Raw genomic sequence first — 12160 nt, forward strand, 5'->3', positions numbered from 1 at the left:
GAGCCAATCGAGGGCGGCGGCGAGGTAGAGGACGCCCATGAAGCTGACGGCGGTCTTCTCGTAGCGGGTGGCGATGGCGCGCCACTCTTTGAGCCTGGCCCAGAGGCGCTCGACCTGGTTACGGTTGTTGTAGATCCAATCCGGGCAGGCCACGGGCGCTTCGTGGCGCTGAGGCGGGATCGCAGGCCGAGCGCCCATGTCCCAGATGTGTTCGCGAAAGACGTGGCTGGTATAGCCGCGGTCTCCCACGACCCATTTGGGCACCCCCGGCAGTTGATCGAGCAGGGGAACAGCGTGAGGGAGTTCATGGGCCTGACCGGGCGCCAGCCGGAAGGCGATGGCGCGGCCCTGCCCGTCGGCGATCACGCAAGCCTTGGTACTATCGCCGCCACGCGAGCGGCCAAGAGCTTCACGAGCGTCTCGCTCGGCCGCAGATCCCCCCTTTTGGCGGCTCCCGCCGCCTTTTGGTGCGCCCGCACGTTCGTGCCGTCGAGGAACACCATGCCGAGTTGGACGCCGCGTTCCTGCACAAGGTGAAGAAGCCGCTCCCAGACGCCGGCACGCGACCAGCGGATGAAGATCTGGGCGGCCCGCCACCAGGGTCCCAATTCCTCGGGAATGGCCCGCCATTTGGCCCCGTTCTGATGCCGCCAGAGAATGGCCGAGAGCGTGCGCTGCAGATCCTGCGGAGGCGTTTTGGCCTTGGGCCGGCAGGCTTCAACCAGAGGCTCCAGATCAGCCCATTGCGCGTCGCTCAGCATCGTCCCTCCTCCATCAGAGAGACGAAAACGCAAGCCCAGCCAATCTGTTCAGGCGACGACAGGCCCTAGGGGCCCGCATCCACGGGACCTACGGAAACGTCGCCAGGCAACCGGGCTTCAAGGACGCAAAAGAAACCTATGTTATGCGGCAACCTACCGGCCAGGCCGGCCTTTGGTATCCATGCCCCTGCCTGACACCGCCGATGCCCCCCATGTCCTCGTGGTCGACGACGACGCCCTCATCTTGATGGATGTGTCCGACATCCTGGAGGATGCCGGTTTCGTGGTTCTTGAGGCGATGAACGTCGCCCAGGCGATGCGGGTGCTAGACGAGCACCACGGCAAGGTGCAGCTGCTGTTCACGGACGTGCAGATGCCCGGCCCGGACAACGGCTTCGACCTGGCGCGGCGGACGGCCGTGACGTGGCCCCACATCGCCATCGTGGTCGCCTCCGGCAATGTGCGACCTGAACCCGGGGACCTGCCCTATGGGGCGACGTTCATCGGGAAGCCGTTCAGCCCCTCCTTGGTCCGGCACCACGTGCGCGAGACGATGCCGCCGGAGAAGCACCCCGGGCCCCTTCGGAGGTAAGCCCGGGATCGGTTGGCCGGAGCCCCATGCCTCCTCCCGGCTCTCCTCGATCATCGACCGGATGCGAGCGACCCTCGATGTCGGGTTAGGCGAGGTCTTCGAGAATGTCGGAGACCAACCTGCCTACCTTCGGCTCGTCTTCGACCACCAGCATGGTCTCGTCCTCGTTGTCATTCCGCGGCCAAGGGCATCGTGTGCCCCTCGACGGATTCCGGCCGCATGTCGGATCTCGGCAGTCCCCATCCCTTCACCAGCCCGTACACTGCCGGGATCACGACGAGGGTCAGGACGGTCGACGACACCATGCCGCCGATCATCGGCACCGCGATGCGCTGCATGACCTCGGAGCCCGAGCCGGTGCTCCACAGGATGGGTAACAGCCCGGCCATGATGGCGACCACGGTCATCATCTTGGGCCGCACCCGCTCGACCGCGCCGACCATGATCGCCCGCCTCAGGTCATTTCGCGATAGGGGCCGGCCCTCCCGCTCGCACTCCGTCCGGACCTCGGCCAGCGCATGGTCGAGGTAGACCAGCATGATCACCCCGGTCTCGGCGGCGACCCCGGCGAGCGCGATGAAGCCCACGGCCACGGCGACCGACAGGTTGAAGCCGAGCCACCACATCAGCCAGACGCCGCCGACCAGGGCGAAGGGCAGCGACAGCATCACGATGAGGGTCTCGGTCAGGCGCCGGAAGTTCAGGTAGAGCAGCAGGAACACGGTCAGGAGGGTCAGGGGCACCACGATCTTGAGCCGGGCCGTCGCGCGGTCGAGGTACTCGACCTGCCCGCTCCACTGGAGGGTGGTCCCCGGCGGCAGGCTCACCTCGCCGGCCACCGCCGCTCGCGCCTCGGCCACGTAGCCGCCAAGGTCGCGTCCGGTGACATCGACGTAGATGAAGACCGCGAGTTGCCCGTTCTCGGTCCGGATCTGGGTCGGGCCCCGGGTCAGCGCGACCTTGGCGACCTCACCCAAGGGGACCGTGCCTCCGCCCGCGATGGGTACCTGCACCTCGGTCGCGATGGATTGTGGGCTCGACCGGAAGGCGCGCGGGTAGCGAACGTTCACGGTGTAGCGCTCGCGGCCCTCGACGGTGTTGGTCACGCTCTCACCGCCGAGCGCCATGGCGATCACGTCCTGAACCTCGCCGACCGTTAGGCCGTAGCGGCCCAGAACCTCACGGTCCGGCGTGATGTCGAGGAAGTACCCGCCCTGGACGCGCTCGGCATAGGCGCTCGACGTGCCCGGCACCGCCTTCACCACCGCCTCGACCCGGCGGGCGACCTTCTCCATCTCGGCGAGGTCGGTTCCGAGCACCTTGATGCCGACGGGGGTTCGGATGCCGGTGGCGAGCATGTCGATGCGGGCGCGGATTGGCTGGGTCCAGGCGTTCGAGACGCCCGGGAACTGGAGCGCGGCATCCATCTCGGCCTTGAGGCTCGCCAACGTCACGCCCGGGCGCCACTCCGCCTTCGGCTTCAGGTTGACGATGGTCTCGAACATCTCGGAGGGCGCCGGGTCCGTGGCCGTGTTGGCCCGGCCCGCCTTGCCGTACACAGACAGGACTTCCGGGAAGCTCTTCAGGATGGTGTCCTGTCTCCCTAAAAGCTCTCCGGCCTTGGTCACCGAGATGCCCGGCAGGGTGGTCGGCATGTACATCAGGGTGCCCTCGTCGAGGTCGGGCATGAACTCGGACCCGAGCTGCAGGGCCGGCCAGACCGAGGCGCCTAGAACGCCCAGCGCGATCAGGATGGTCAGCACCCGCGCCCGCAGGACGCCGGCGATGATGGGACGGTAGAGCCAGATCAGGAGCCGGTTCACCGGGTTGCGGTGTTCGGGCACGATGCGGCCGCGCACGAACAGGACCATCAGGGCCGGAACCAGCGTCACCGACAGCACCGCCGCCGCCGCCATCGCGAACGTCTTAGTAAAGGCCAGCGGCCCGAACAGACGCCCTTCCTGGCTCTCCAGGGTGAAGATGGGCAGGAAGCTGACCGTGATGATGAGGAGCGAGAAGAACAGCGAGGGACCGACCTCGGAGGCGGCCTCTATCAGGACCTGGACCCGGGGCTTGCCGGGGTCCGCCCGCTCCAGGTGCTTGTGGGCGTTCTCGATCATGACGATGGCGGCGTCGATCATGGCGCCGACCGCGATGGCGATGCCGCCCAGGCTCATGATGTTGGCGCCCAAGCCCAGCGCCTTCATGCCCGCGAACGCCATCAGGATGCCGACCGGCAGCATCAGGATGGCCACCAGCGCGCTGCGCACGTGGAGCAGGAAGACGACGCAGACGAGAGCGACGATGGCGCTCTCCTCGATCAGGGTGCCCTTGAGGGTCTCGATGGCCGCCTCGATCAGGTGCGAGCGGTCGTAGACGGGCAGGATCTCGGTGCCCTTCGGCAGGCTGGCGGCGACTTCGGCGAGGCGCGCCTTGGCGCTCGCGATGACGTCGAGGGCGTTCGCCCTGAAGCGCTGGAGGATGATGCCGCCGGCGACCTCGCCGTCCCCGTTCATCTCGGTGATGCCGCGGCGCTCGTCGGGACCGAGCTCGACCCGGGCGACGTCCTTCACCCGCAGGGGTGTGCCCGCCTCCGTCCTCAGGACGATGCTCCCGATGTCGGCGACGCTCTTGAGGTACCCGCGGCCACGGACGACGAACTCGAACTCGGACAACTCGACGGTGCGGCCGCCGACGTCGGCGTTGCTCGACCTGATGGCCTCCCGGAGCTTGGACATGGTGATGCCCTGCGCCCGCAGTCGGTTCGGATCGACGACGACGTTGTACTGCTTCACGAAGCCGCCGACGCCGGCGACCTCGGCCACGCCCTCGGCGCGGGACGCCCCGAAGCGGACGACCCAGTCCTGGAGCGAGCGGAGTTCGGCCAGCGACCGCTCCTTGGCGACCACGACGTACTGATAGACCCAGCCCACCCCTGTCGCGTCCGGTCCCAGCGTCGGGGTCACCCCTGCCGGTAGGCGCTTGGCCACCGTGTTGAGGTATTCGAGCACCCGGCTGCGGGCCCAGTACGGGTCGGTGCCGTCCTCGAAGATGACGTAGACGAACGAGACCCCGAAGAACGAGAACCCCCTCACCACCTTCGACCGCGGCACCGTCAGCATGGCCGTGGTCAGCGGGTAGGTGACCTGATCCTCGATGACCTGGGGCGCCTGCCCGGGGTACTCGGTGTAGACGATGGTCTGGACGTCCGAGAGGTCCGGGATCGCGTCGAGCGGCAGGGTCCTCAGGGCGTAGAGCCCGGCTCCCACCGCGAACACGGTCCCGATCAGGACTAACACCAGATTCTTTGCCGACCAGGCGATGAGGCGGGAGATCATGGCGCCTTCCCCTCGGCGGCGGCCTGCGGGCCCGGGTCGGGTTTGGGCTCCGAAAGCCCCTGCAGCGCCGCCTTCAGGTTGCTCTCGGCGTCGATCAGGAAGTTGGCCGAGGTCACCACGCGGTCGCCCGCGGCGATGCCGTCGCGGACCTCGACGTAGCCGTCGCCGCGGACGCCGAGCCTGACCGGTCGCGGTTCGAAGCGACCCTCGCCCTTGTCCAGCAGGACGACCTGTTTCGTGCCGGTGTCGATGACCGCGTCGTCGGGCACCGCGACCACCGGCCTGTCGCTGCCGGTGGCGATCGTCACGTCGGCAAACATCCCCGGGCGCAGGTCGCCGTTCGGGTTGGGCATTTCGATGCGCAGACGGGCTGTCCGGGTCCCCATGGCGAGGTGCGGGTAGATCCGGGTCACCGCGCCGGTGAAGACGCGGTCCGGGAACGTCCTGGCGCGCACGGTCGCCATCTGGCCTTCTGCCACGGCCGCCAAGTCGCGTTCGGTCACGTCGGCGAGGACCCAGACCTTGGAATGGTCGACGAGCTTGAACAGCGTGTCGCCGGACTTGGCGCGCATGCCGTCGGAGACGTTGCGCTCGACCACGACGCCGTCGCGGGGCGCCGACCAGGTGATGGTCGAGGGCACTTTTCGGGATCGCTCGATCTCGTCGATGACCTCGGGCGGGATGCCGAGGTTCTCCAGGCGCCGGCGGGCGCCCTCGTAGCCGATGCCGGTGAGGTACTGCGCAGCCGCCGCGTTCATCTCCGGCGAGAACAGGCGCAGGAGCGGCTGGCCCTTGTGCACGTGGTCGCCGGTGGTGACGGCCTCGACCTTCTCGATGAATGCGTCGGTGCGCATCGCGATGACCGAGATCCGGCGCTCGTCCTCCTCGATGGCGCCGGGCGCGCGCACCGGCATCGACAGGACGCGTCGGTCGACGACCGCCGTCCGGACCCCGGTGCGCTGTAGCTTGCCGGGCGAGATTTTCACGGTGCCGTCCTCGGTGTCCTCCCCCTCGTAGACGGGGAGGTAGTCCATCCCCATCGAGTCCTTCTTCGGGGTCGGCGAGGTGTCCGGCAGGCCCATCGGGTTGCGGTAGAAGCGCACCTTGCGGGCCCCCGCAGGCGTGGTGGCCTGACCCATGGCCATGTCGCCGTGCCCGGCGTCGGGCATCGCCTCCGCCTCGTCGGGTTCGTCGAAGCGCACCTCCTCGCTGGCGCGGACGGCGCGATAGTCGCGACCGTCCGCCGTGCGCCTCGGCTCGGAGGCGTAGTCCGGCTTCCCGTCCGGGTCCTGGTAGAAGACGACCGGTCCCGTCGCCTTCGCCGCGACCGATGCCTGTATCGGGGATGCCGGCCGGGGCGTGCTCGGCAGCCAGTGGGTGAACCCGGTCCGCGCCTGCTGGACGAGCGCCGGTACGGGGCTGCCCTCATGCCCCGCGCCATACCCCAGGGCCCCCGCCGCGAGCGCGGCGAGGGTCCCGGCCAGCCATGCCATCCGGCTCACTTGGTGGCCTTGAACACCAGCTTGTTCTCGACGGTGCCGGTCTCGCCCTGAACCTTGGCTCCGAGCGAGAGGCGCCAGCCGCCGGCCATCGTCAGCTTCGCCTTGAACCGGTAGAGGCCCGGCTCCGGCGACGGTAGCTGCTCGATCCTGGAGGTCATCTCCTCCATGCTGTCGGGCGCCATGTCGATGCGCTTGGCGAAGATGACGGCGTTCGGCACGGGCTTGGACGTGCGCTTGTCGACGAGGCGGACGTCGAGGATGGCCTCGCCCTGCTTGGCCTCGTCCTTCACCAGTTGGAACTCGTAGTCCTTGGTGTCGGCCCGGGCCGCGGTGGTCAGGGCGAGACCGAGCAGCGCAGCCGTCAGGGCGCGTGAAAACGATGTCTTGGACACGGTGGATGATCTCCTGAAAACGATGTGACCCGGGCCTTCAGGCGCGCGGGATCGGCCGGCGCAGGCGCCGGCGGCATCGGGTTCAGGCTCGGGGAGGCTCGGTGGGCGGCCCTTGCGACAGGCTGTCGAAGGAGGCGGTGACGGCCCGGGCGGGCCCCTCGATGACGGCAACGCGGCCCGGAAGTCCGACGGCGACCGGCAGGCCGGTGGCGACCTTCGCCAGGCAGAGCGCCATCAGCGGGCAGCCCTTCGAGCAATCGGGCAAGTCCGGCCGCTCCTTGGGGCAACACGGCATCTCGTCCATGGCCATCCCGGCCATGTCGTCCATGGCCTCGTCGGGCATCGCCATGACGTGACCCTGAACGGCCATCGGCGCGCGCATGCCCGCGGCGGCCGCGGATGCGGTCACCGGCGCAAGGGCGAGGCTGAGAACCGCCAGGAGCGGAAGCAGCCTGCGAAGGGCGAGCCAGAAGGTCACCGTCGGACGATGCCACATCGTAGACCGGCGAGGAAGGGACGGGACTACCGGACGCGCCAAAGGGATACGGCGAGCGCGACGTTTGCGAGGGCGAGTACGGAAAGGAGGACATAGGTCGCGTCGGCGCCCGCCTGCGTCAGCACGACGGCCCCGAGGGAGGGCGCGAGCGCCTGCGCCACCAGCCCCGGACGGGCGAGCCGGCCGACGAGCGGGGCGTAGCGCTCGGGACCGAACAGCGCGAGAGGCACCGTGCCGCGGGCAATCGAGTAGATCCCGTTGCCGGCCCCGTAGAGGACGAGCGCCAGTCCGACCACGGGCAAGCCCGCTGCCAGCATCGCGATCCCGGTCGCCACGAGAACCATCGCCGCCGTGAGGGTCCAGAGCGGGTGGTGCCGGCCCTTGCCGGCCATCTCGACGATGCGTGCCCCCACCTGGGCCGGTCCGATCAGGGCGCCGTAGGCCACGGCCGAGGTAAGAGCCACGCCACGGGCCTGAAGCAAGGTGATGAGGTGAACCGAGACCAGGGCCATCACGGTCCCGCCAAGGGTCAGCACCCCGGCCATGAGGAGGAAGGCGCGACGCTCCCGACCATCGAGACGAATGACTGGGCTCGGGCCTGCGGGTCGCGTGATCGGATGTGCGGGGGGCCGGGGGATCGCGAGCAGGACGAGCGGCAGCGTGACCGAAAGGTGCAGCCCGGCATAGGCGAGGCAGGTCCCACGCCAGCCAACCTGTTCGATCAGGAAGGCCGAGAGCGGCCAGCACACCGTGCTGGCGAAGCCGCCCCAGAGGGTCAGCGTGGTGATGGCAGGCCTTGCCTCGGCGCCGTAGAGGCGTCCGAGCGTGGCGAAGGCGGGATCGTACAGTCCGGTGCCCATGCCCAGGCCGATCAGGAGCCACCCCGCGAGGTAAGTCAGCAGGTTCGGAGCGAGGCCGAGGATGGCAAGGCCGACGGCGAGGGCGACGGCCGCGAAGGCCAGTACCGGCCGGCCGCCATGCTCGCCGATGTAGGTGCCGACCCGCGGCGAGGCCAAGCCCGCGACGAGGAGACCGAGGGACAGGCCGCCGATGACCCATCCCAGAGGCCATCCCGTATCCTTCGACATCGGCGCGGCCAGAACCGACAGCAAATAGAACGAGGAGCCCCACGTCAGGATCTGGACCACGCCCAGGGCCGAGATCACGGGCCATCGGCGCGCCGGGGCCATCGGATCGCTACCGGGCGCCGAGCACGGGTAGCCAGAGGGCCAGCGCCGCCAGGGTGACGAGCAGCACGGGCTGGGTGATGACCAGACCCACCCGCATGTACTGACCCCAGGTGATGTGCTGGCCCTTGGTGTCGAGGACGTGCAGCCAGAGCAGGGTCGCCAGACTCCCGATGGGCGTGAACTTCGGGCCGAGGTCGCAGCCGATGACGTTGGCGTAGACCATGAGCTCGCGCATCAGCGGCGAGAGATCCGGAGCCTGCTGGATGGAGAGCGCACCCACGAGCACGCTCGGCATGTTGTTCATGACCGAGGACAGGATGGCGGCGGCGAACCCGGTGCCGATGGTGGCGACGAACGGACCATGGCCCGAGAGCCAGACGAGCCCCTGCGCCAGATAGTCGGTCAGGCCGGCGTTCTTCAGGCCGTAGACCACGAGGTACATGCCGAGGCTGAAGAGCACGATCTGCCAGGGGGCCCCCGTCAGGACCTTGCGGATGGGAATGACGCGGCTGCGGTTGGCCAGCGCCAGCAAGACCAGTGCGCCGGCGCAAGTGACCACCGAGACCGGCACGCCGAACGGTGCCGTCACGAAGTAGGCGATCAGCAGCAGCCCGAGGAGCGGGAAGGCCGCCCGGAAGACCAGCGGGTCCTTGATCGCGTGGCGGGGCGCTTCGAGCTCGGCCACGGGGTACGTGGCCGGAAGGTCGCGCCGGTAGAACAGCCACAGCACCACCAGGGTCGCGGCCAGCGAGACGAGGTTCACCGGCACCATCACGGCCGCGTATCGGCTGAAGGAGATGTCGAAGAAGTTCGCCGAGACGATGTTGACGAGGTTCGAGATGACCAACGGCAGGCTGGTCGAGTCCGCGACGAACCCGCAGGCGACGATGAAGGCCAGCGCCGCCGCCGGCTTGAAGTTCAGCCGGAGCAGGATGGCGAGCACGATGGGGGTGAGCAGCAGTGCCGCGCCGTCGTTGGCGAACACCGCCGCGATCGCGGCCCCCAGCAGGATTACCAGCGGGAACAGCAGCCGTCCCCGACCCCCACCCCAGCGGGCGATGTGCAGCGCCGCCCAGTGGAAGAAGCCGGCCTCGTCGAGCAGGAGCGAGATGATGATCAGGGCGACGAAGGTGAAGGTGGCGTCCCAGACGATGTGCCAGACCACCGGGATGTCCCCGGGGTGGATGACCCCGGTGGCGAGCGCGACCGCGGCCCCGATCAGGGCGCTCCATCCGATCCCGAACCCCTTCGGCTGCCAGATGACGAAGACGAGGGTGACCACGAAGATGGCGAGGGCGAGCATCGGGACCGTTTCTTGTTCTTGGTCTTTCAGGGCGGGTCAGGCGGTAGCGACGCGGCGCCCGTGCTCGTCGACGACGCGCTCGCCATCCTCCTTGACGAACTCGCCCTGTTGGGCGGGAAGGAGGTCGAGGACCGCCTCGGAGGGGCGGCACAGGGCAACACCCAGTGGGGTGACGACCAAGGGGCGGTTCAGCAGGATCGGATGCTCGCCGATGGCATCCAGAAGCTGATCGTCCGTCAGGCTCGGGTCCGAGAGGCCGAGCTCGCCGAAGGGCGTACCCTTCTCACGGAGCAGATCACGGACCTTCACGCCCGCCCGCTCGGCAAGCTGGCGCACCAGGGTCCGGTTTGGGGGCGTCTTCAGGTACTCGACCACGTGCGGCTCGATGCCGGCGTTGCGGATGAGGGCTAGGGTATTGCGGGACGTGCCGCAATCCGGGTTGTGGTAGATCACGACGTCCATCAGGCGGTCTCCGTGCAACAGGCGGCGAGGGCAGCGACAGCCGGGGCGCAGACCTCGGGGCGTCCCTGGCAGCAGTCGCGCATCAGGAACTGGATGAGCTCGGACAGGTCCGGGTAGGCGGCGCTGTAGATGATCGAGCGCCCCTCCCGCCGGGAGGTGACCAGCCCCGAATGGCTGAGCTCCTTGAGGTGGAACGACAGGTTGGTGCCGGACACGCCGACCGCCTCGGCCAGCATGCCGGCCGCCATGCCCTCCGGCCCGGCGGTGACGAGCTGGCGCACGATGCGCAGGCGATGCTCCTGGCCGAGGGCCGCGAAGGCCGCCACGGCTTGCCGTTCGTCCATCATGATGTCAATATCTCAACCATCGTTGAAACGTAGAGGAACGAAACGTCTTGGACAAGCCCCTGCAGCCCTTCGCCGATGGAATGCCGAACCTGAGCGAGGGGCATTTCGTGGTCCCGACGACCGACGCCCTGCACGTGAAGACACCGTTCACCCACGCCCCGCGCTTCCTGATCCTGTACGGATCGCTCCGTGAGCGCTCGTTCAGCCGCCTCCTCGCCTACGAGGCCGCGCGCCTGTTGGAGGCGATGGGCGGCGAGGTGCGGATCTACGACGCGCACGGCCTGCCGCTGCCCGACGACGCCACGGCCGATCACCCGAAGGTCCAGGAACTCCGAAACCTCTCGATCTGGTCGGAGGGCCACGTCTGGGTCAGCCCCGAGCGACACGGCGCCATGACCGGGGTCATCAAGAGCCAGATCGACTGGCTGCCGCTCTCGGAGGGTTCGGTGCGCCCGACGCAGGGGCGGACGCTCGCCGTGATGCAGGTCTCCGGCGGCTCGCAGTCGTTCAACGCGGTCAACAGCCTCCGCGTGCTCGGTCGCTGGATGCGGATGATCACCATCCCGAACCAGTCCTCGGTCCCGATGGCGTACAAGGAGTTCGACGACGCCGGCCGGATGAAGCCGGGTCCGCTCTACGACCGGGTGGTCGATGTCTGCGAGGAGCTGATGAAGTTCACGCTCCTCACGCGCGAGCGATCCGACTACCTCGTCGACCGGTATTCGGAACGCAAGGAGCGCGAGCCCGAAAGGCTCAAGGCCGTCGCCGTCGACATCGGGTTCGTGAAGCGACCCTCCTGATCTGCACGTCCACGCCGACCTCTTCTACGCCATCGCCTCGCCCGGTAGGATAGCGATCCCTATTTCAAGGGCTCCACGACCGTAAGCACAAGAGTCTGAGCGCTGGGGCACGTCGGCCGCCACGATGGCGACCACGGGGGCCGTCTCGTCGGGGCGCCGACGATCGCGACGTGGACGGATCCTTCGCCAACGTCGACGGCGGTCAGCTTCACTAGGCTCAGCTGGAGCTTCCGCATGCCGCCTCGGTCAGCGAGGGGGACCGGACGGAGTGGAGCGTCCCCGAGACGTAGACGAGGTCGCGGACGTCCGTGCCCGGCGCGTCGGCCTCGGCGATGGAGGCGATCGGCTCCGCAGTCAGGAGCAGAAATTTCGCTAGGCATCACGTCCTCCTTGGCCTTGCGCCGAACGAACCCCGCCCAGGTCCGGACGGTCCCGTGCGTCGCTGTCTCCAGCACCGCCACTTCGGAGAGGGTCGACGCGGTCAGGCGGCGAGCGAGGATGGCCAGGAGTGGGATGGTCACGACGCCGCCTTCAAGACGATCGCGTCGACGTCGGCGAAGGCGCCGTCGACCTCCGCGGTGGTGATGGCGCCGGCGCCGATGCCGGCGGCGACCTGGTTGTAGACCGCCAGACAGACGCCAATGTGCCTCCGGATCTGCAGGCTCAGCACCTTCAAGCGGTCGTTCGTGAGGGGCCGATCTACCCCGTCGGCGAACGTCCACGGGTCGCTGTCCTTCCGGGCGTCGAGCAGCGTCGCGGTGACCTCGCTTAGCGTGCGCGTCAGGGCCCGCTCGTTGACGGCGACCGCCCAGCCGTCCCACGTCGTGCCGCCCGCCTCGGCCGCTAGGTGCGCCTCGTATGCGTAGGCCAGGACAGCGGCCGCGTCGGGCGGAGCCGGAGCGTTCGGATCGAGCCAGTAGCCATCGGCCTGTTGGGCCTACCTGAGCCACAGCCAGGCGCCGACCGCGTCGCAGATG

General features: G+C 68.7%; 12 protein-coding genes. 2 read left to right on the forward strand and 10 right to left on the reverse strand.

The features are described from left to right. Window positions 1–761 (reverse strand): IS5 family transposase gene (locus tag MKK68_RS10490; RefSeq protein ID WP_244030212.1). Its coding sequence is split into 2 segments (ribosomal slippage), with 762 coding nucleotides annotated over them: window positions 1–446 and window positions 446–761; the frame shifts between segments, so codons are not numbered across the junction. This gene is flagged as partial in the annotation. A 220-nt stretch (window positions 762–981) separates the two neighbouring features. On the opposite strand from MKK68_RS10490, the gene MKK68_RS10495 reads away from it, so the two are divergent. Then, a complete protein-coding gene (locus MKK68_RS10495; protein ID WP_147840845.1) occupies window positions 982–1353 on the forward strand; it encodes a response regulator in 372 nt (123 codons plus the stop codon). Window positions 1354–1523: 170 nt separating this feature from the next. Here MKK68_RS10495 and MKK68_RS10500 read toward each other — a convergent pair whose 3' ends face one another. The 8 genes from MKK68_RS10500 to MKK68_RS10535 form a co-directional block, all read right to left on the reverse strand. Then, the gene (locus MKK68_RS10500) at window positions 1524–4691 is read right to left on the reverse strand and encodes an efflux RND transporter permease subunit (RefSeq protein ID WP_147840846.1); all 3168 of its coding nucleotides are present in this window, start codon (window positions 4689–4691) and stop codon (window positions 1524–1526) included. After that, the gene (locus MKK68_RS10505; protein ID WP_147840847.1) at window positions 4688–6193 is read right to left on the reverse strand and encodes an efflux RND transporter periplasmic adaptor subunit; all 1506 of its coding nucleotides are present in this window, start codon (window positions 6191–6193) and stop codon (window positions 4688–4690) included. Before MKK68_RS10505 ends, MKK68_RS10500 begins: the two co-directional genes overlap by 4 nt. Beyond that, window positions 6190–6585 (reverse strand): FixH family protein, encoded by a 396-nt coding sequence (locus MKK68_RS10510; protein ID WP_056251379.1) that lies wholly within the window; start codon window positions 6583–6585, stop codon window positions 6190–6192. The genes MKK68_RS10505 and MKK68_RS10510 overlap by 4 nt, the downstream gene beginning before the upstream one ends. A gap of 82 nt (window positions 6586–6667) precedes the next feature. After that, window positions 6668–7063, reverse strand: coding sequence for a hypothetical protein (locus MKK68_RS10515; RefSeq protein ID WP_147840870.1), 396 nt, complete (start codon window positions 7061–7063; stop codon window positions 6668–6670). A gap of 44 nt (window positions 7064–7107) precedes the next feature. Continuing rightward, complete coding sequence (locus MKK68_RS10520) at window positions 7108–8271, reverse strand: MFS transporter (protein ID WP_147840848.1); 1164 nt, start codon at window positions 8269–8271, stop codon at window positions 7108–7110. 7 nt (window positions 8272–8278) lie between these two features. Next, window positions 8279–9574, reverse strand: coding sequence for an arsenic transporter (locus MKK68_RS10525; protein ID WP_147840849.1), 1296 nt, complete (start codon window positions 9572–9574; stop codon window positions 8279–8281). 36 nt (window positions 9575–9610) lie between these two features. Continuing rightward, window positions 9611–10036: an arsenate reductase (glutaredoxin) gene (arsC, locus tag MKK68_RS10530; RefSeq protein ID WP_055959023.1), complete on the reverse strand. Its 426-nt coding sequence runs from the start codon at window positions 10034–10036 to the stop codon at window positions 9611–9613. After that, window positions 10036–10383 carry an ArsR/SmtB family transcription factor gene (locus MKK68_RS10535; RefSeq protein ID WP_056251363.1) on the reverse strand — a complete coding sequence of 116 codons (348 nt, stop codon included), beginning with the start codon at window positions 10381–10383 and terminating at the stop codon, window positions 10036–10038. Before MKK68_RS10535 ends, arsC begins: the two co-directional genes overlap by 1 nt. 47 nt (window positions 10384–10430) lie before the next feature. Here MKK68_RS10535 and arsH point away from each other — a divergent pair, with 47 nt between their 5' ends. After that, window positions 10431–11183: an arsenical resistance protein ArsH gene (gene arsH, locus MKK68_RS10540; protein ID WP_147840850.1), complete on the forward strand. Its 753-nt coding sequence runs from the start codon at window positions 10431–10433 to the stop codon at window positions 11181–11183. A gap of 517 nt (window positions 11184–11700) precedes the next feature. Here the strand turns inward: arsH and MKK68_RS10545 are convergent. After that, window positions 11701–11859, reverse strand: a complete 159-nt coding sequence (locus MKK68_RS10545; protein WP_156629667.1) for a hypothetical protein — start codon at window positions 11857–11859, stop codon at window positions 11701–11703. Window positions 11860–12160: the final 301 nt, after the last annotated feature.

Origin of the sequence: Methylobacterium sp. E-016 (genome assembly GCF_022829745.1) — a bacterium.
GTDB lineage: Bacteria > Pseudomonadota > Alphaproteobacteria > Rhizobiales > Beijerinckiaceae > Methylobacterium.